Below are 19653 nucleotides of genomic sequence, written 5' to 3'. Positions count from 1 at the left end.
TGTAATATTCCTTGTTGACACCCTTACTGACAAAGAAAAAACTGAAATCAAGTCAGGATAAGGGTTGGAGTGCTTACTGCAAAAATTGTTAAGAAAGATCCCTATAAGGGATAGCTTGATAAGGGGGGTGCCGATAGGCGGGGGGATCTGAAAGTTTTTAATACCTACCTACTTATCAGACTGAGGATTCTTAATAAAATTGAATGGTTAGCTATCAACTTTGAACAGATAACTCCCCTACCTCTTACGAGAGAATGGTCAGGGTTTTACAAATTAAGAGTAGGAGATTATCGGGTTATTTATGAATTTGATCGAGAGAGTAGGATAATTATTAGAGTAGGTCATAGAAGTGAAGTTTATGACTAAATACTTACTAAAATAATTGGGATCAGCAATAAGCTAAGACGCATTTTAAACGCCTATCCTTAGAATAGCGAGATTATTTTCTAGTAAAAATTGCCAAAGACAGCCCAATTATTGACAAAATTATGGCAGTATAAATCGAGCGGTAGCCCTGATTAATTACGGCACGGCATATAATAAAAAACGGTCTCCCTAAACCAGTTGCCAAAATCGCCGCCATGGACAGTCAATTACTCGATAAACTCGGACAATTACAAAACCTTTTAAAAACCAGCGAAAAAGCTCTGATTGCCTATTCTGGGGGCGTAGATAGTACCCTAGTGGCAAAAGTGGCCTATGATTTGCTAGGGAGTCAAGCATTGGCAATTACGGCGGTTTCCCCTTCCCTACTGCCGGAAGAATTGGAAGAAGCGATCGCTCAGGCCGATTATATCGGTATTCGGCATGAATTGGTGGAAACCGAGGAAATGAATAACCCCAATTACACCAGTAATCCCGTTAATCGCTGTTATTTCTGCAAAAGTGAGCTACACGACACCCTTAAACCCCTTGCTCTCGCTCGTGGTTATTCCTACGTCATTGATGGCGTTAATGCTGATGATTTAAGGGATTATCGTCCCGGGATTCAAGCAGCTAGGGAACGCGGCGCTCGTTCACCTTTGGCGGAAATTGCTATCACAAAAAGCGAAGTTCGTCAACTATCCCGTTACTTAAATTTACCTTGGTGGGATAAACCGGCGCAACCCTGTTTAAGTTCCCGTTTTCCCTACGGGGAGGAAATTAGCCTGGAGAAATTGCAAAGAGTCGGACGGGCGGAGATTTATCTGCGAAAATTAGGTTATCGTCAATTACGGGTGCGATCGAGCGGCGATACGGCACGGATTGAATTACCGGCAGCGGAAATTCCCGACTTTATTAATCGGACAAATTTAAGCGAATTAGTCGCTGATCTGCAAAAATTAGGCTTTATCTATGTCACCCTCGATCTAGAAGGTTATCAAAGCGGCAAGCTTAATCGAGTCCTCTAGTTCAGTGATCAGTGATCAGTAAACAGTAATCAGTGGACTGAAAACTCAAATCTGCTCTAACAGTTATCTTAATGGTGAGGTACGAAGCTTTCCTTTTGGGGAGTAAGTCGTCAATACCAAATTGGGTTATACTTCATCTTGACGAGAAAGGCTGTAACGGATAACTGGTCACTGATAACTGGTCACTGATAACTGGTCACTGATAACTGATAGATGAACCTTTGTCTAGGGTCCCTCAGTCTTTACCCTTAAACCTCTAATTGCCAAGGCGAGGATAGATGAGTCAACTACAAAATGCCTTTACCCTATTCCTGAGCCTGTTGGTGGAAGCGATGCCTTTCTTACTGCTAGGGGTGATTCTCTCTAGTATTCTTTTAATATTTGTCGATGAACGTCGCCTAGTTGCTCTGATGCCTCGAAATGCTGTTTTAGGAGCATTTGTGGGGGGATGTATTGGGTTTTTGTTCCCCGTCTGCGAGTGTGGCAATGTGCCAGTGGCGCGACGTTTACTTGTGCAAGGAATGCCGAATGCAGTAGCGGTTAGTTTTCTCTTAGCAGCGCCGACAATTAACCCGATTGTTATCTGGTCCACTTGGGTAGCTTTTCGCGATCAACCGGAAATTGTTTTCTATCGAGTTATCTTTTCTTTGTTCATCGCTACGGTTATCGGGATTATCTTTAGTATCCAAAAAGATCCGCGACCACTCCTCCAAACCTCTTTGGCAAAAAGTCTCAATTGGCAACAGCAAACACCAGAAAAAGAATCTATCCCACTACTACTACAATCCGGGTCTTTTCTGATCGGTAATTCTGGCAAAACTTTGCGCTTAGACGAAAGTTTTGCCGCTACTGCTGTCCTACCGGCGGTGCAAGCTATCCCGATGAAAAGGCGCTGGTTAACTTTTCTGGAAAACGTGGTGATGGAATTACGCGAATTAGGAGGAGTGTTAATCTTAGGAAGTGCTATAGCGGCAGGTTTACAGGTGTTTGTTCCCCGGGAATTTATCCTTAATTTGGGTCAGGATCCGATTACTTCGATCTTGGCCATGATGCTGTTAGCGGTCATTGTTTCGATTTGTTCCACGGTTGATTCTTTTTTTGCCCTCTCCTTTGCCTCTAGTTTTACCAGTAGTTCCCTGCTGGCTTTTTTAGTGTTCGGTCCAATGATTGACCTGAAAGGGATTGGTTTAATGTTGTCTATTTTTAAACCGAGAATGTTAATTTATCTCTTTGCTTTAGCATCGCAAATGACTTTTTTACTCACCTTGGCTCACAGTTATTTATTTTAGGTCAGTTCCTTGACATTTTTTCCCATGAATTCATCACGTCTACAAATAATCGCTCCCCAATTTATCGATGTTATTGCCCTAATCGGTTGGGGTTCGTTACTATTTAAATACTGGATAACTGGACAGTTAAATTTACTGATCCATCCTAATTATTTTATCCTGGTTCTTATCACCAGCATTGCTTTATCTGCCCTTGGAATAGTCAAGCTTTGGACATTATTAAAACAGTGGCGAAAAAAGATTAATTTAGATAGTAACGATAATCGATCGCATATTACCATTCTTCCCCAACATTTTGGCTCAGGTTTATTAGTAATAACTGCCATTTTAGGCCTATTTATCGCCCCGCAGCCCCTCAGTAGTCAAATCGCATTACAGAGGGGAATTAGTGAATCTTTACCCCTAACTCGCGTGCAAACTCAATCCTTTGGCACTACCGTTAAACCAGAGGAAAAAAGTTTAATTGAATGGGTAAGAACTTTGAATGCTTACCCCGAACCTGATGCCTACACAGGACAACCGGTAAAAGTCACAGGTTTTGTGGTACAATTACCACAACTACCCGATAATTATTTATTAATTAGTCGCTTTATTCTTACCTGTTGTGCCGTGGATGCTTATCCCGTTGGTTTACCAGTGAAACTATCAGGAAGTCGCAGTCAATATCCCAATGATACTTGGTTAGAAATCACCGGAGAAATGGCCACGGAATCTTTACCCGTAGAGGGAGGAAAATCAACCACCAGAAGACAATTAGTAATTAAGGCCAAATCCGTGAAACCTATACCCACTCCTGCGGATCCCTACGGATATTAACAGTTATCAGTTATCAGTTATCAGTTATCAGTTAAGTAGGTGGGTGGAATTAAATATAAGATGAACGTAGGTTGGGTTAAAGCATGAAACCCAACGCCCAATCATGTTACGCTACCGCTAACCCATCCTACAAATAATTGTGCCTCCCTACTTATCAGTGAGCAGTGAGCAGTTGTTGTTACTAACCATCTACTATAATGATCAAGACCTTACAATTACAACCGATTGATAAATTAGCAATAACATTAATTGTATCGCTAACCTTAGTAATTGGTGGCTTAATTTGGTTTGGTAATAGCTGTGGTAATCAATGTCTTTTACAAACCGGTCCAAGAGTCAAGGAATTTAGCTGGGAAAATCGAGAAATTGGAGTGGAAGATCAAGCATTTATTATCACTTTTGATCGCTCCATGGATCATGCTAGTGTAGAAAAAAATCTAGTTATCGATCCTGCGCTGCCGGGGAAGTTTAGTTGGGCCGGAAGACGATTAGCTTATACCCTCACTTCTCCCATTCCCTACGGAGAAAAATATCATCTGCAAATTGAAGGTGCGCGAGAACAATTTCGCAGCGGTAATCGATTAGGACAAACCCTGGCAATTTTTGAAAGAGAATTTAAAAGTCGGGATCGTGCTTTTGCCTATATTGGCACTAATGGAGAAGAACAGGGAAGATTAATTTTTTATAACTTGACCGAGGAGAAAAAAACCCTCTTAACCCCCGCAAATTTGACCGTTATGGCTTTTGAATTCTACTCTGATGGTAAAAAAATCCTCTTTTCGGCCGTGGCGAAAAATCAGGGAGTACAGGGAATTCGTGAACTGCAGCTTTATCAAGTTGATAGCAGTCAATCGCCAGCAAAAATTGAGTTAGTGCTAGACAATAAAGATTATCAAAATAATCATTTTGATTTAGCTAAAGATGGGGAAACTATTGTCGTGCAGAGAATTGAGCGCCGCAATCCGATTAACTTCGATTTATGGGCAGTTAAATCGGGGGAAAAACCCCAACAATTAAACATCCAAGGCGGGGAATTTTTGATTGCACCTGATAGTAAAACTTTAGCTGTCACCCAGGGGGAAGGAATCGCCCTTTTGCCTTTAAAAACCGAAACAAAACCCCTAGATTTTTTACCAAAATTTGGGCGAATTTTGAATTTTTCTGCTGATGGTACAGCTGCGGCAATGGTGAATTTTAATACTGATAATGCCAAAATGCGTTATATTCGATCGCTTTTTTATGTCAATAATCAAGGATTACAAAAACGCTTACTCAATCTACAAGGTTCGATTATAGATTGTCAATTTAATGCCACTGGTAGTGATTTGTATTGTTTGTTAACTGAGTTAGTTACTAACAGTCAAGAGTACAAAGAAAAACCCTATTTTGCTAAAATAGATGTGAAGACTGGTCAAGTGACTCCCCTACTGGAATTAGCCGATTATCGTGATATTCACATTAGTTTATCTCCCGATAGTTTAGCGATTATTTTTGATCAACTTCGCACCAGTTATGATACCAATCCGACTAATCCCTTGACTACTGACTCAGGAGAAACAATTATCAGTGGTCGTTTGTGGATGTTAATTCCTCCCCTACAAGATGGAGTGAAAGCAAGTAAATCTGATTTAATTGAATTACCTCTAGCGGGAATTCGTCCCCAATGGATGCCGTAGAATTTGATTATTAACTTAGGAATTATTTCGATGCTGTCAAACTCAGAAAAATTAGCCAAATTGCGTCAGTATTTTGTTAGTGGTGCCACTCGTTCCTATCAATTCCGTCGTCAGCAGTTAGAGAAGTTAAAACAGGCAATTATTAAATATGAAGCAGAAATCTATCAAGCTTTATATAGCGATTTAAAGAAAAGTCCCGAAGATTGTTGGATTACTGAAAATGGTTTCCTTTTGGTGGAAATTAATACCGCTTTAAAAAATTTGCGCTCATGGATGCAACCCAAACCTGTTAAAACTAATCTCTTAAATTTTCCCTCCTCCAGTCAAATTATTCAGGAACCTTTAGGAGTGGTTTTAATTATTGCTGCGTGGAATTATCCCCTCCAATTGTTATTAGTGCCTTTAGTTGGTGCTATTGCTGCCGGTAACTGTGCGGTATTAAAACCGAGTGAATTTGCCTCAGCGACGGAAAAATTAGTAGTTAAAATAATTGAAGAAATATTCCCTGAAGAATATGTGTTAATTGTACCCGGAGATGGTGCGGAAGTAATTCCGAATATGTTAGACAGTTTCACCTTTGATCATATATTTTTTACTGGCAGTACCAGGGTAGGAAAAATTATTTATCAACTAGCGGCAGAAAAGTTAATTCCTGTTACTCTAGAATTAGGGGGAAAAAATCCCTGTGTTATCGAAGCTGATGCTAATATTTCTGTGGCAACTCGTCGCATTGCCGTGACAAAATTCTCTAATTGTGGTCAAATGTGTATCGCAGCTGATTATGTTTTAGTACACCAATCCCAGCAGGAGAATTTGATCAGAGAATTAGCTAATACTATTGTTAATTTTTTCGGTGAAGATGCCAGATTAAGTGCTGATTATGGTAAGATAATTAATGAGAAACAATTTGATCGCTTAATTGACTTGCTCAAAGATGGTGAGATTGTTTTTGGCGGCAAAACTGATCGAGAAAATTTATATATTCAACCAACTTTATTAACTAATGTTTCCCTTGATGCTCCTATTATGCAAGGGGAAATATTCGGTCCAATTTTACCGATCATTGCCTTTAGCACTTTTGAGGAAGCTTTAGCAATTATTGCTAAAAACCCTAACCCTCTAGCTTTTTATCTGTTTACTACCAAGGCAAAAACCGAAAAGAAATGGTTAGAATCAGTTCAGTTTGGGGGAGGTTGTATTAACAACAATAGTTTTCATTTTACTAATCCTAGTTTACCCTTTGGTGGTCGCGGAAATAGCGGTATTGGTAGCTATCATGGTCGTTTTTCTTTTGAAAATTTTAGTCACCAAAAAGCGATTATGAAAACACCTCTTTGGTTCAATCCCGCTTTAAAATATCCGCCTTTTAAGGGTAAATTAGGCTTATTTAAGTTATTGGTTCGCTAAAAAGCTATAGTTTAGGTTAAAGCTTTTAAGAGAGCTTGAAATTTAAGCTGAATTTCTGCTAGTTCTTTTTCTGGATCGGAACCGGCAACAATACCCGCACCAGCGTATAATCGCGCTTGATCGCCTTTAATTAAGGCCGAACGAATACCAACAATAAACTCACTATTATTTTGACAATCAATCCAACCCAAAGGAGCGGCATAAAGAGAGCGATCGAAGGTTTCATAATGACGAATTTGTGCTAAAGCGATCTCGGTGGGAACCCCAGCAACAGCAGGAGTGGGGTGTAGTTGGGCAACAATTTCGAGGGGATGGATGGAGGGTTTTAGTTTGGCATGGATAGGAGTCCAGAGATGTTGAATATTGGAGAGTTTTAACAATCTAGAGGGAGAATTTTGCGGATTTAAGCCAATTTGTCGCAGTTTTTGGTTAATAAAGTCACTAACAGCCCGATGTTCCCGTTGTTCTTTTTCACTAGCGAGGAGTTTATTGGCAAAGAGAGCATCTTCGATCGCATTTTCTCCCCGGGGGGCGGATCCCGCTAAAGCATCGGTGATTAATTGCCCCTGATGGACAGTTAACAATCGTTCGGGACTAGCACCGATAAAATGATCTCCCCGTCCATTGCCGAGGGAAAAAGTGTAGCAATCGGGATGACGCTGACGCAAATTATCGAGACAGTTTACCAGATGAAAAGGACGAGGAGAAATCACGTCAAGAGCGTGAGCGAGGACAATTTTGCTAAATTTTTGAGCATGGATAGATTGGATGGCATCGGCAACAGCCGCTTGAAAATTATAGGTAGGATGAATATAATAACTACAGGGATCCTGGTGAGGATTTTGTCGGCAATTGCTGGAGTTATTTTGGATAATTTTGAGGTTATTAATAGTTTCTTCGAGGGAGTTTTCTATTTCTTTTTTGCCGGTGATTAAGAGATTGGTCAGGAAAAAATATTCCGACTGTTTTTTGATAATTTGAAACTTAGGCAGGGTTAGGGTAGCTGAGGGAAAGGGGATAGCTGTTTGCGAGTCGAAAAAAGTGAAACTACAAAAGATGCGAGGGGTAATCTCGCTATAATTATCAATTTTAATAATTTTTTGTTGACAGTTTTCAATAAATTTTTGAGCTTTTAAAAAACGTTGTTTGCCGTGGAAATTGGCAGTAAAGGCGATGCCGTAGCCGAGAAGAGCGGTTTCTCGTTCGGGATTTTCCCAATAACAATGGGTGGGATAGCTAGAAGCAATCCGAGAGAGAATTTCTAGGAGATCAAGGGGGGAAATTTTTTGACAAAAACTGACGATCGACCGATTTCCCTTTTCTGCGGCTAACAGTTGCGGGTTGAGGATAAAGTCATAGAGGCTGCGAAGATCAGCAATTGGACTATCAGGATGGGAAAGGCGAGGAACGGCAGAAGTCATGTCAAGTTTTTTGTATTTTTTGCAAAAAAAACCATGATTAATGGTATGTAATCCCCACAGGTGTGGCCAGAGTCAACGATCTCTTTTTAACTATGGTATCGGAGAAAGGGTCTTTAGGCAGAAAGGGAGCAGGATATTTGTGACGATTAACCGCCTTGGCAACAAATCAAAGCTTAAAATCTCCAGAGATGGCTATTATTTAAATGGGTAAAAAAATTAATTTAATAACTTCTATTTTACAAGTTTGTGGAAATTGCCACCACGGGACAAGTGGGGATACATTGTTCACAAACCACACAACGGGAACGCAAAAACTTAAGACGAAAACTTTCGGGATCAAGGGTTAAAGCTTCCGTGGGACAAACCCCCGTACATAAGCCACAATCGACGCATTTTTCTTCATCAATGACGATTTCACGACTAACTTGGGAAACGCCAATATTTTGTAATTGTAACCATTCGATCGCCGCTTCTAACTCATCGATATCTCCCGATAATTCTAATACTAATGTTCCCACTTGATTGGGGGCAACTTGGGCGCGGATAATATTAGCGGCGACGTTAAAATCCTTCGCCAGTCGATAGGTAACGGGCATATGGACGGCTTTTTTGGGAAAAGTGAGAGTAACGCGTTTTTTCATTAGGATAGGATAGGAATAATTTTTGAGAGACTATCCATGACAGCCACCACACCCACCAACAAAACCAGAAATCTGCTGCTGGCAGTAACGGCAGTTATCCTTAGTGTAGCGATTTTCTTGGGGTTTCAAACCACCGCTAGTTCTGTATCTTTGGAAGCGCAAGCGGAAAAAGCGACACCTTTCGATCTTGCCCTCGGCAATGGTAAACCCACCCTGACAGAATTTTATGCTAATTGGTGTACCAGTTGTCAGGCGATGGCCCCTGAAATTGCCGAAATTAAAAAACAATACGGTAATGCCATTAATTTTGTCATGCTCAACGTCGATAATAATAAATGGTTGCCAGAAATTCTCCGTTATCGTGTGGATGGTATTCCCCATTTTGTCTTTTTAAATAATCAAGGACAACCAGTTGCCCAAGCGATCGGAGAACAACCAAAATCAATTTTAACTGCTAATTTAGAAGCACTTTTAACTAATTCCACCCTACCCTATGCCACCACTACGGGAGAGACTTCTGATTTTAATATCCTTGTGGGTGCTAGTCAAACCGATCCCCGCAGTCACGGCAGTCAAGTTAAGCAGTAATCAGTAATCAGTTATCAGTTATCAGTGGAAAGCTTAGGGCGTAAAGCTATCATTCAAGAGTCAACTATCCATCAGTACATTTCATTGACTGAATTTTTTAACTATGGCAATTATTGTTCAACATTTGACCACGGGTAACGAATATATATTCCTAGGAGTTAGTGGGGGTGAAAGTAAGAACATTTTACCCACCAAAATGTTAGGAGATTTCTTCGCAACGGAGACTCCAGATAAATCGCGATCAGTGACGGTTTGTGATGATCAAGGCCGGATACTTTGGTTTCCCGCCACAGAAATAATTGTGGTGGAGGTAGATGGTCAAAAACCCGAAGAATTATTACCAGAAATTATCCCCCCCGAACCAATACCTTTACAATTAGATAAAGAGAATCAACCTCAGTCCCCAGAAAATCAAGGAAACATCGATGAATTTGCAGAAGATGACGATTGGATCTAGAATTAAATACCTAATTTTAGCGGGAATAATTGCCCTATTTACTATTGGCTTTAACTCCCTCTATTCGGTTTCTCAAAACTCGATCGCTTCCTTCCCTGTTGCCGAAGTTCAACCCCAATATCTTAACGATTGGACACCAGAATTAGAGGCAGAATTTCAACAAAGGGCAAAGCAAGTTATTAACCATTTTGCTAGGGCAGAAAGTTATGGCAATTTGTGGGGAGAAAACGAGAAAAAATCCTATCCTATGGCCATGTTTGATTTCTTGGCAGGAAACCAGCAAAAAGCCCTAGATTTCCTGCAGCAGGATGACCCACAAACACAAGAACAAGCCCACACTAATTATATAGATTATTATTTTTCTTTTACCCTAAAAGGACAAATTAGAAAATATTTTCTTCTCGGAAAATATCTCGATCCAGTTTATCGTCAGAGAATGTATAATGCGGCGAAAATTTGGACAGAAACTGACCCTTTACAACGACCCCATCCTATTCATGGTAAGGGCAAAGGAACGGGTAATGATTGGAGTATAGAAAGACGGGGTTTATGGGTAGATAGTCGCAATACTGATAACCTGCGGGCGATGCGCGAAACATCGGTTTATCTGATGGCCGAAGAAACAGGAAATGAGGCAACTCGTCAACTCTATAAAAGCAAAATTAAGCGTTATGTTTCGGCTTTGTATAACATCGGTATGGGAGAATGGGATTCAGAAGTTTATCACGGTCATACCTTTGCTCCCTATCTCAATCTCTACGATTTTGCTCAAGATACGGAAGTTAAACAATGGGCAAAAATGGCCTTAGATTGGTTATCCATGGCCGCTAGTGTTAAATATTATCGCGGTGGTTGGGGGGGCCCTGTAAAACGCGATTATGGTGATGGCCATGGCGTAATGCGATCACACGCAGGCCGCACTTTTTGGTTATATTTTGGTGATACTCCCGTCGCCAATAATCGCCAGGAATTGGACTCTCTGTATCTAATTACCAGTCGTTATCGTCCTCCTTTAGCAGTGATGGAATTAGCCCGAAAAAACTTTAATAAACCGGTAGAAATTCTCGCCAGTAAACCCCTGTATGAAAACTGGAAACCGGGCAATAATCAAAGTCCGGGTTATTGGGAAACTCAATTTGTTGGGGCTAGTTATCAAATGGGTAGTCTGGCGGGAACTTTCCCCGATGGCGATGTGGCCCCGTTTAAATTAATGGCCTTTAATCAACACAAAGGCGTGGATTTTTTTGTGGCTAACACTGGCAAAAATGGCGTAAAACCAGGCAAAAATCCCGGGGATGAAATCGGACAATATCGCAATCTTTTAATCTGGTTACGACCAGCAGATCAAGCTTTTTTCTGGCAATTACCGAAAACTGCCAAGGTAGAAAAAGATGATGATATCTGGTTTATTCAATTAGAAAAAACTTGGTTAGCCCTAAGATTAATTAATCTTTCTTCTCCTGAAATGATCGAGATTCCTAATTCCCCTTATCCGGATGATAATACCTACCAAGCTTTACCCACAGGTAACAATTATGCGGGTTTTGCTCTGGAAGTGGGGGAAGCGGCAACCCAGGGCAGTTATGAGAATTTCAAGAGCATATTTAAGCAAAAAAGTCAAGTAAATTTAACTCAAATTAACCAAGGTCGCCTCTTATTTAAAGGCAGTCAGGGACAGAGTTTACAATTTACCTATAATCAAATCAATCTACTGCCGATTTTAATTCGTAACGGTCAAAAGCACGATTGGTCAAAAAATTTCGCCCTTTATAACAGTTTAAGTCGAGATAACTCTCCCGTTTCTTTGGGTTGGAAAAAGGGCAAATTAACCGTCAAAGCAGGGAAATATCAATTTTCTAATGCTTTGATCCTGTCTTCTCCTTAAGTTAGTTCTTCTCGACTGTTTAGGGCTTGCTGAATAAATCTAAAAACCTTTTTGGCTAATAAGTAGGTAGGCGTTAAAAGTTGTCAGATGCCCCCCTTATCAAGGGGGGATTAAGGGGGGATCCCCCCGCCTATCGGCACCCCCCTTATCAAGGGGGGCAGGGGGGATCGAACCTAAAATACATTTTTAATTTAATTATAACCAGCTACTTACTTTTAGACTTTTTGTCAATCAAAAAGTACCAGTTCTGGGAGTGATCGTGGGAAAATTAAGGTACTTTTTCTCTGAAAATTAGGTAATTGATCAGATGAGAATCTGTAAAAACCTACACCCCACACCCCACACCCCACACCCTGTCCCCACGAAAAACTTTTTCAGCAGACCCTGTTTATGAGGATTGATCAGACCATTTGCGCTTGATTTAAGAATTCTTGCAATTCTTCTCCTTCGATTACTTCCGTGGTCAAAAGATTAGCAGTAATGGACTCTAATAAATTGCGGTTGTGACTAAGAATTGCTAGGGCTTTTTGGTAACTAGCGTCGATAATTTGTTTAACTTCTTCATCGATCGCTTTCGCCGTATTTTCCCCGATCGAACGCCGGGGACTACCCTGATTATTACCTAAAAAATTAGCCTGTCCCGTTTTATCGTAGGCTAGGGGACCCAAGGATTTACTCATACCATAAATTGTCACCATTCTTTCCGCAATATCCGTCGCCCTTTGTAAATCGTCGGAAGCGCCATTAGTAACACTGCCAAGTATTAATTCTTCAGCAGCCCGACCGCCCAATAACATAGTAATTTGTTCTTTAAATTCGGTTTCTGTCATCAAAAAACGGTCTTCCGTGGGAATTTTCAGGGTATAACCCAAAGCGGATAAACCCCGGGGAACGATGGAAATTTTCTCGACGCGACCACCCCCCGGCATGACAGCGCCAACTAAAGCATGACCGACCTCGTGATAAGCGACGATTTTCTTTTCTTTTTCCGATAAAACCCGACTTTTCTTTTCTAAACCAGCGATAACTCTTTCTATCGCCTCTTTAAAATCAATTTGACTGACTTTTTCCCGATTATTGCGGGCAGCCAAGAGAGCGGCCTCATTGACGAGGTTGGCTAAATCGGCACCGGCAAAACCGGGGGTTTGGGTGGCGATCGCTTTGAGGTTAACATCTTCACCCATCTGGACTCGTTGGGCGTATATTTCCAAAATTGCCAGTCTTCCCGCTAAATCGGGACGATCCACCAAAACTTGGCGATCAAAGCGCCCCGGACGCAATAAAGCGGCATCAAGAGTCTCTGGGCGATTGGTGGCGGCTAAAACGATGACGACGGCTTCTTTGGGGCTAAAACCGTCCATTTCTGTCAAAAGTTGGTTTAAAGTCTGCTCGCGCTCATCATTGCTGCCGCTAGTTCCCGATCCCGAACTTCTCGATTTACCGATCGCGTCCAATTCATCAATAAAAATGATGCTAGGGGCATTTTTCTTCGCTTGGGCAAACAGATCCCGCACCCGGGCCGCCCCGGTGCCGACAAATAACTCCACGAATTCCGAGGCCGAAATGCTAAAAAAAGTCACTCCCGCTTCTCCCGCGACTGCTTTCGCTAAGAGGGTTTTTCCTGTCCCCGGCGGTCCAACCAAGAGAACACCTTTGGGAATACGCGCCCCGATTTTATTAAAGCGCTCGGCATCCTTGAGAAATTCGACGATTTCCTTTAACTCGGTTTTTGCTTCCTCAGCCCCGGCCACATCACTGAAGGTAATCGGATATTTTTCGCCTTCTCCGTAAACTTTAGCGAGATTTTTGTTAAAAAGCAGCGATTTACGCGTGTCATCGTTGCGATAGAACAGAAACTGCATGGCGGCGACTAAAATTAAGGGAGGAACCACCCAAGCGAGGAGAGTGCTGATCCAACTGTTTTCGGCCACAGGAATCGCCTCGAAGATTACGCCTTTTTGCTGTAATAGTTGGGGTAATTGGGGGTTATCGACTGGAATCGTTGCCAAGACTCGTCCGGGGGCTGGATTACTGCTCGGGTTGCCCGCCAGAGAACTAGAATCACCGTGAAGGGGATTACTTGATTCTGGGGGATTAACGGGGGGATTACCCGGAATAGGCAGGGATTCTAAAGGATTTTTTAATTGATAATAGATAACTTGATTGCCAATTCTGACCCTACTGATGTCGCCCCGTTCCACTTTACTGATAAATTCGCTGTAGGGTTCGAGGGGAATATTGGACAATTCTGAGGGACGAGGGATAAGAAAATAGCCTAAAGCGGCAACACCAGAACAAATGATCAGGATTTTGCCTAACCGAGGCAAACGGGACCAGGAAAATTTATTATCTTCTTGATTAGCCATAATTTTTAGGGTGGGTGAGAGTGAAAATGCAAAGTTTATACTAACAATTCCCTGTCTCGATCGCCTTACCGATGGGATAGGATAGAGGATGGAATACTTGGTAGCGAGCGAGCGACAAACGAGAGAAATCCCATGAATTTAGTTAGCTTAGAGAACTTTCTCGATAACACTTCTTTTTTAGTCCTGTTTTTAACTATGCTGGTTTATTGGGCTGGGGCAGCCTTTCCTAGCATACCTTTGTTGCCGGGCTTGGGCAGCACGGGAGTGGCCATCGCTAACCTCTGTATCGCCGCTTTATTGGGAGCGCGTTGGTTAGAAGCGGGTTATTTTCCCATTAGCAATCTTTACGAATCTTTATTCTTTCTCGCTTGGGGTGTAACTGCGGTTCATTTAATTGCTGAGTACACTAGCCGCAGTCGCCTGGTGGGGGTGGTGACGACTCCTGTAGCCATGGGGATTACCGCTTTTGCCACTTTGTCCTTACCGGGAGAAATGCAAACTTCGGCACCCTTGGTTCCGGCTTTAAAATCGAATTGGTTGATGATGCACGTTAGCGTCATGATGTTAAGTTATGCTGCTTTGATGGTGGGTTCCCTGATGGCGATCGCTTTTCTGATCGTCACGAGAGGTCAAAATATCGAGTTAAAAGGCAGTTCCGTGGGTACGGGGGCCTATCGTCTCCAAAATAAGTTATCTACCACTCTTTCCGCGCCAGTTTTCATGGAAACGGCTAACGGTGGCACAACCGCCCTTTTGACTCCCACCCTAACAGCGATGGCGACTCTTTCGCCCCAACGTCTTAGCTTAGCGGAAACCCTCGATAATATCAGTTATCGGGTCATTGGTCTTGGTTTTCCCCTTCTCACTATCGGTATCATCGCCGGAGCAGTTTGGGCGAATGAAGCTTGGGGTTCCTATTGGAGTTGGGATCCGAAAGAAACTTGGGCGCTAATCACTTGGTTAGTGTTTGCCGCTTATCTCCATGCCCGCATTACCCGGGGATGGCAGGGAAGAAAACCGGCTATTCTAGCAGCGAGTGGTTTTGTTGTGGTTTGGGTATGTTATTTAGGGGTGAATCTTTTAGGTAAAGGTCTTCATTCCTACGGTTGGTTTTTCTAAATCAGTTATAGGGGTGGGTTGTGGGGTGTAGGGTGTAGGGTGTAGGGTGTGGGGTGTGGGGAGTTTTCTCAGTGAACTGATAACTGATAACTGATAACTGTCTCCTAACCCCACCAACAAACTTTTTGCCGCAAACCATAAATAATTACAACTTTTCAAAAATTACAAAAAATGATCGAGCAGAAAACTACTATTAAAAATCTGGCTTTAATTGCAGGTGTGCATGGCAATGAACTAACTCCCGCTTATTTGGTTAAATACCTGCAAAACTCAGCTAATCTCCTGGCCCGCAGCAGTTTTCAATCCCACACTCTCATCGCTAATCCCTTAGCCCTAAAGCAACGGGTTAGATATGTCGATACGGATTTAAATCGTTGTTTTAACCGAGCAGATTTAGCCAATCCTAATTATCAGCAACATGAGCAACTAATAGCGAAAGATATATATCAGCAAATCCGAGAAAAATCCATTGATTTATTAATCGATATTCACAGCACCACATCTAACATGATGCTGGCGATTATTTATTCTAACCCCCATCCTTGGCTATTAAAACTCTTTACCTATCTGACTACAATTAATCCTGAGGTGCGCTTAATTTATCATCCCGTCAGCGAGAAAGAAAATCATTTTCTTAAAGGAATTTGTCCCCTAGCTTTTACCCTAGAAATCGGTCCAGTTAACCACGGTGTCATCTGTCCCTATCTTTTTCGTCAAACCGAAACACTCATCTATCAAATCCTAGACTATATCGAACAGGAAAATTATCTGGCTAACCATCTCGATACTTTCAGCGAATCCCTAACAGTTTACCAACGTTTAGGCTCGATCGATTATCCTAGGAATGAACAGGGTGAAATTAAAGCCATGTTACATCCTCAGATTCTCCAACGAGATTATCAGGCAATTCAACCCAATCAACCGATTTTTCTAGGATTTGATGGTCAGGAAATTATCTATCGTGGTGAATCTGAATTATATCCTATCTTTGTCGGAGAATCTTCCTATAAAGAAAAAGGAATCGCCCTTTGTTGGACGGCAAAAAGACAAATTGATATTAATTAGGGTTTGCGGCAAAAAGTTTGTTGGTGGGGTTAGGAGTCAGTAGCCAGTCGTCAGTAGCCGGTCGTCAGGAGTCAGGAGTCAGGAGTCAGGAGATAGGGTGATAGGGGTTTAGGGGTTTAGGGTGTTAGGGTTTTAGTTGAAATTCCCCCACTTCCCACACCCCACTTCTCCACTTCCCCACTTCCCCACACCCCACACCCCACACCCTGTCCCCAGGAAAAACTTTTTCAGCAGACCCTAAATAAGGGAAAAGCCACTATGACCTTTACTTCTGATTCTCTTTTAGCTGAACGTTACCAACTGCAACAACGCCTAGGCAATACCGCTATCGGTCGTCAAACGTGGTTAGCTACCGATATATTATCTCAAGAATCGGTAATTATTAAACTCCTCGCTTTTAGTCCCCAGATGGAGTGGGAAGAATTAAAATTATTTGAACGAGAGGCAGCCGTCTTAGCTTCTCTCTATCATCCCCGTATTCCCCGCTATCGCGATTATTTTTCCCTCGATAAAAATCAAGGTGACGGGATTCCTTGGTTTGTACTTGTACAAGATTATATACCGGGAGAATCCCTAAGCGATCGCTTAGAAAGGGGGCAACGTTTCACCGCTACGGTAATTCGGAATATTGCCCAAGAAGTTCTCGAAATTCTCATTTATTTGCATGAATTATCGCCCCCAGTATTACATCGAGATATTAAACCTAGTAATTTAATTATTAACTCGGAAAATAACGTTTATTTAGTGGATTTTGGCGCAGTCCAGTCCAGGGGTGCAGTAACAGGAGTTACTTTTACCGTGGTGGGGACGAGTGGTTATGCACCCCTAGAACAATTTTGGGGCCGAGCAGTTCCGGGTTCTGATTTATATGCCTTGGGTATGACTTTAATTCATTTATTGACGGGAATTGTGCCGATAGAATTGCCCCACCGCGACTCTAAAATTCAATTTCGCCAACTGGTGACAATCGATGATGATTTAATCGATTGGTTAGAAACTATGACCGATATGGCAGTAGAAAAGCGGTTTAAAAGTGCCAGAGAAGCCCTGAAATTTCTCCAACATCCCTCCTATCGTCAAGTATCAAGTTTAATCGATCCTAAGAAATTACCAAAACCTCCCCACAGTTCCATCCGCATCGCTAAACATAGGGATAATTTAGAGATTAATTTACCCCCCAAAATTAAGCTACCTTCTGATGCGCCTACCCTCTGGTCTTTGGCGATTGTCCTTACTGTCACTGTCTTTATCTCCCCGATTCTTACCTTTATTATAGCTCTGATTAGTTTTATTTGTTTGCGGGAGATGCAATTAATTCTTACCCCCCAAGAAGTTTTAATTAAATATAAAGTCTTCAATTTTATCTACAAAAAATTTGCTTTTAAAACTCAAGATTTATGGGGTATTTTTCTCCATAGCAATGGCACAGAAGGTAACTATCAGATTCGTCTGCGGACGTCTAAAAATTATTATCTTATCGGTCAGAATCTCCGCGAGGATGAATGTCTCTGGTTAGGACAGGAAATCCAAGATTGGTTAAATTTTATCAAATATAACGTTTCTCATCAAGAGGAAGTGTAACCTGACACGGTATTATCAACCGTCTCCCCAAAACGAAAACCTTGTACCTCATCTCAAGAAATCTTGGGAATTAGTCGGTAGGCATTTTACCTTTTTTAACCTTAATCTTGCAGAGATTACCCTATCTTGATAGAATAATAACTGATTTACATTTTCTTGGATACAGGACGGCAATTATTAAATCGGATTAGGAATTACAAAAAATCAGCCATGAAATGTTAGTTATTAGTGGAGAATAAAAATGATATCTGAAATTTACCAAAAAGTCAGCTTGTTAGTTTTGTATCAAGGGGTTTTTGATAATGCTATTGGCCAGGCATTTATTACCCTATTATCTACGGATAATATCGCCGATTTTCTAAAAGCCTATGGTCAATGGTTTCAAGCTTTAGCATCTAAAAATATTAGTTGGAATGATTTTCTAGTCGAACAAATTTTATTAGATGACAATCCCTTTAGTCAACAGGTACAGAAAAAAAGTGTTTGGGAGTTACCCGAATCTTTAATTAATGGTGTGAAACAGGATTTATCTATCCTCCAATCTCTCTATAATTCTAGCATTTATAGCCTCAGCAATTCGACAATTTTTGAACGAATTAAATTTCTCAGTTTCCCCGCTTGGGAAGTGGACAATAAATTAGAAAGTTTTCTACATTCCGGTTTAGATTGGACGGAATTAGTCGAAGATCTAGCCGATTATTATCGCGAATGTGGTACAGGAATTTTTGCCCGTTATCAAGCTTTAAGGTGGCAAGAAGGCCGATTACAAGGGATTACTCATCCCGATCCCGTGCAGATTCAAGAAATAGTCGGTTATGAAATGCCCAAGGAAACCTTGATTAAAAACACTGAGTTTTTATTAGCAGGTTATCCCGCTTTAAATGTCCTACTCTATGGCAGTCGTGGTTCGGGAAAATCCTCTCTAGTCAAGGGATTATTGCAAAAATACCATAGTCAAGGATTACGCTTAATTGAAGTGGCCAGATCCCAATTAAAAGACCTACCATTAATTATTGAAATCTTGCGAGATTTACCCCAAAAATTTATTATCTTTGTCGATGATTTATCCTTTGAAGAGGACGATGAAGCTTTTAAAGCTTTAAAGGTTGTTTTAGAGGGAAGCATCACCGCTAGACCGAAAAATGTCGTAGTTTATGCCACTTCTAATCGCCGACATTTAGTCAGAGAATTTTTCGCCGATCGACCACAACCAAAAGATGGGGATGAAGTGCATAATTGGGACACAGTACAAGAAAAATTATCCTTTAGTGATCGCTTTGGTTTAACCCTAACTTTTGAACCCGCTAATCAAGAAAAGTATTTGAAAATAGTGCGTCATTTAGCCAGTGTAGCTAAATTAAAAATTAGCTTAGAAGACCTAGAATTTCGTGCCAAACAATGGGCAACCCAACATAATGGGCGATCGGGAAGAACTGCCAGACAATTTATTGATTTTCTCCAAGGGGAATTAGAATTAAATAGGTAGCATTAATTGTGTTATGATTAAATAAAATAAGCTCTAATCTGTAAAAATGTTGACTCAATCTCCTCCCGAAATTCTCAGCTTAGAAGAATATCGCAACCTAGAAACTAGCGCAGAAACTAAACACGAATATCACGACGGAGAAATTATCGAGATGACAGGGGGAAGCATCAATCATAATAGTATTCTCATTAATCTGATTGTTCTGCTTAAATTAGCTTTAAGAGGAACTAATTATCGTCTTCAATCTAGTGATCTACGTCTATGGATCCCCCAATATAATCGCGGTTTATACCCAGATTTAATGATTATTGCCGGGGAACCATCATTTAGTGATAATCGCAACGATGAAATTTTAAATCCCTGCCTAATTATCGAGGTTTTATCTCCTTCCACCTCTAGTTATGATCGGGGTGATAAATTTCGTTATTATCGTTCTATACCCCAATTAAACCAATATCTTCTCGT

At 41.3% G+C, this 19653-nt stretch carries 17 protein-coding genes; 14 read left to right on the top strand and 3 right to left on the bottom strand.

Going from position 1 to position 19653, the window contains the following annotated elements; genetic code table 11:
• Window positions 1-147 precede the first annotated feature (147 nt).
• The 6 genes from IM496_RS10915 (at window position 148) to IM496_RS10890 (ending at window position 6579) form a co-directional block, all read left to right on the top strand.
• Window positions 148-366 (top strand): type II toxin-antitoxin system RelE family toxin, encoded by a 219-nt coding sequence (locus tag IM496_RS10915; RefSeq protein ID WP_194014365.1) that lies wholly within the window; start codon window positions 148-150, stop codon window positions 364-366.
• A gap of 215 nt (window positions 367-581) precedes the next feature.
• Window positions 582-1391 carry an ATP-dependent sacrificial sulfur transferase LarE gene (gene larE, locus IM496_RS10910; protein WP_043997874.1) on the top strand — a complete coding sequence of 270 codons (810 nt, stop codon included), beginning with the start codon at window positions 582-584 and terminating at the stop codon, window positions 1389-1391.
• 278 nt (window positions 1392-1669) lie between these two features.
• Complete coding sequence (locus tag IM496_RS10905; protein ID WP_287661919.1) at window positions 1670-2680, top strand: permease; 1011 nt, start codon at window positions 1670-1672, stop codon at window positions 2678-2680.
• Window positions 2681-2704: 24 nt separating this feature from the next.
• Window positions 2705-3496, top strand: coding sequence for a TIGR03943 family putative permease subunit (locus IM496_RS10900; protein WP_287661918.1), 792 nt, complete (start codon window positions 2705-2707; stop codon window positions 3494-3496).
• 197 nt (window positions 3497-3693) lie between these two features.
• On the top strand, window positions 3694-5172 hold the full coding sequence (locus IM496_RS10895; protein ID WP_194014342.1) for a hypothetical protein: 1479 nt from the start codon (window positions 3694-3696) through the stop codon (window positions 5170-5172).
• A 30-nt stretch (window positions 5173-5202) separates the two neighbouring features.
• Window positions 5203-6579, top strand: coding sequence for an aldehyde dehydrogenase (locus IM496_RS10890; RefSeq protein ID WP_287661917.1), 1377 nt, complete (start codon window positions 5203-5205; stop codon window positions 6577-6579).
• Between the two features lie 11 nt (window positions 6580-6590).
• On the opposite strand, the gene IM496_RS10885 is transcribed toward IM496_RS10890, so the two are convergent.
• Together IM496_RS10885 and IM496_RS10880 are read right to left on the bottom strand one after the other, a co-directional pair.
• The gene (locus IM496_RS10885) at window positions 6591-8000 is read right to left on the bottom strand and encodes an isochorismate synthase (protein WP_287661916.1); all 1410 of its coding nucleotides are present in this window, start codon (window positions 7998-8000) and stop codon (window positions 6591-6593) included.
• 236 nt (window positions 8001-8236) lie between these two features.
• The gene (locus IM496_RS10880) at window positions 8237-8641 is read right to left on the bottom strand and encodes an NIL domain-containing protein (protein WP_002739790.1); all 405 of its coding nucleotides are present in this window, start codon (window positions 8639-8641) and stop codon (window positions 8237-8239) included.
• Between the two features lie 36 nt (window positions 8642-8677).
• On the opposite strand from IM496_RS10880, the gene IM496_RS10875 reads away from it, so the two are divergent.
• From IM496_RS10875 to IM496_RS10865, 3 genes are all read left to right on the top strand, one after another.
• A complete protein-coding gene (locus IM496_RS10875; protein ID WP_104398042.1) occupies window positions 8678-9229 on the top strand; it encodes a thioredoxin family protein in 552 nt (183 codons plus the stop codon).
• A 103-nt stretch (window positions 9230-9332) separates the two neighbouring features.
• Entirely contained in the window at window positions 9333-9686 is a 354-nt protein-coding gene (locus IM496_RS10870; protein WP_194014348.1) for a hypothetical protein, read from the top strand.
• Window positions 9655-11571: a hypothetical protein gene (locus IM496_RS10865; protein WP_287661915.1), complete on the top strand. Its 1917-nt coding sequence runs from the start codon at window positions 9655-9657 to the stop codon at window positions 11569-11571. Before IM496_RS10870 ends, IM496_RS10865 begins: the two co-directional genes overlap by 32 nt.
• A 401-nt stretch (window positions 11572-11972) precedes the next feature.
• On the opposite strand, the gene ftsH is transcribed toward IM496_RS10865, so the two are convergent.
• Complete coding sequence (gene ftsH, locus IM496_RS10860) at window positions 11973-13937, bottom strand: ATP-dependent zinc metalloprotease FtsH (protein WP_104398039.1); 1965 nt, start codon at window positions 13935-13937, stop codon at window positions 11973-11975.
• A gap of 132 nt (window positions 13938-14069) precedes the next feature.
• Here ftsH and ccsB point away from each other — a divergent pair, with 132 nt between their 5' ends.
• From ccsB to IM496_RS10835, 5 genes are all read left to right on the top strand, one after another.
• The gene (gene ccsB, locus IM496_RS10855; protein WP_002739901.1) at window positions 14070-15056 is read left to right on the top strand and encodes a c-type cytochrome biogenesis protein CcsB; all 987 of its coding nucleotides are present in this window, start codon (window positions 14070-14072) and stop codon (window positions 15054-15056) included.
• Window positions 15057-15227: 171 nt separating this feature from the next.
• Window positions 15228-16121, top strand: coding sequence for an aspartoacylase (locus IM496_RS10850; protein WP_194018448.1), 894 nt, complete (start codon window positions 15228-15230; stop codon window positions 16119-16121).
• A 258-nt stretch (window positions 16122-16379) separates the two neighbouring features.
• A complete protein-coding gene (locus IM496_RS10845; protein ID WP_194017268.1) occupies window positions 16380-17702 on the top strand; it encodes a serine/threonine protein kinase in 1323 nt (440 codons plus the stop codon).
• A gap of 241 nt (window positions 17703-17943) precedes the next feature.
• Window positions 17944-19188 (top strand): ATP-binding protein, encoded by a 1245-nt coding sequence (locus IM496_RS10840; RefSeq protein ID WP_194017270.1) that lies wholly within the window; start codon window positions 17944-17946, stop codon window positions 19186-19188.
• A 46-nt stretch (window positions 19189-19234) separates the two neighbouring features.
• Window positions 19235-19653, top strand: a 419-nt coding sequence (locus IM496_RS10835; RefSeq protein WP_271950150.1) for a Uma2 family endonuclease, incomplete at its 3' end; no start/stop codon positions are given.

The sequence above is a fragment of the Microcystis sp. M049S2 genome, from assembly GCF_020245625.1.
GTDB lineage: Bacteria > Cyanobacteriota > Cyanobacteriia > Cyanobacteriales > Microcystaceae > Microcystis > Microcystis ichthyoblabe_A.
The sequence above is the reverse complement of the archived record's forward strand: the minus strand, read 5'-3'. Positions and strand labels throughout refer to the sequence as shown.

Bases quoted from the DNA above. Each gene is read 5' to 3' on its own strand.
- larE (WP_043997874.1), top strand. From the start codon at position 582: ATGGACAGTCAATTACTCGATAAACTCGGACAATTACAAAACCTTTTA.
- IM496_RS10905 (WP_287661919.1), top strand. From the start codon at position 1,670: ATGAGTCAACTACAAAATGCCTTTACCCTATTCCTGAGCCTGTTGGTG.
- IM496_RS10900 (WP_287661918.1), top strand. From the start codon at position 2,705: ATGAATTCATCACGTCTACAAATAATCGCTCCCCAATTTATCGATGTT.
- IM496_RS10895 (WP_194014342.1), top strand. From the start codon at position 3,694: ATGATCAAGACCTTACAATTACAACCGATTGATAAATTAGCAATAACA.
- IM496_RS10890 (WP_287661917.1), top strand. From the start codon at position 5,203: ATGCTGTCAAACTCAGAAAAATTAGCCAAATTGCGTCAGTATTTTGTT.
- IM496_RS10885 (WP_287661916.1), bottom strand. From the start codon at position 8,000: ATGACTTCTGCCGTTCCTCGCCTTTCCCATCCTGATAGTCCAATTGCT.
- IM496_RS10880 (WP_002739790.1), bottom strand. From the start codon at position 8,641: ATGAAAAAACGCGTTACTCTCACTTTTCCCAAAAAAGCCGTCCATATG.
- IM496_RS10875 (WP_104398042.1), top strand. From the start codon at position 8,678: ATGACAGCCACCACACCCACCAACAAAACCAGAAATCTGCTGCTGGCA.
- IM496_RS10870 (WP_194014348.1), top strand. From the start codon at position 9,333: ATGGCAATTATTGTTCAACATTTGACCACGGGTAACGAATATATATTC.
- IM496_RS10865 (WP_287661915.1), top strand. From the start codon at position 9,655: ATGAATTTGCAGAAGATGACGATTGGATCTAGAATTAAATACCTAATT.
- ftsH (WP_104398039.1), bottom strand. From the start codon at position 13,937: ATGGCTAATCAAGAAGATAATAAATTTTCCTGGTCCCGTTTGCCTCGG.
- ccsB (WP_002739901.1), top strand. From the start codon at position 14,070: ATGAATTTAGTTAGCTTAGAGAACTTTCTCGATAACACTTCTTTTTTA.
- IM496_RS10850 (WP_194018448.1), top strand. From the start codon at position 15,228: ATGATCGAGCAGAAAACTACTATTAAAAATCTGGCTTTAATTGCAGGT.
- IM496_RS10845 (WP_194017268.1), top strand. From the start codon at position 16,380: ATGACCTTTACTTCTGATTCTCTTTTAGCTGAACGTTACCAACTGCAA.
- IM496_RS10840 (WP_194017270.1), top strand. From the start codon at position 17,944: ATGATATCTGAAATTTACCAAAAAGTCAGCTTGTTAGTTTTGTATCAA.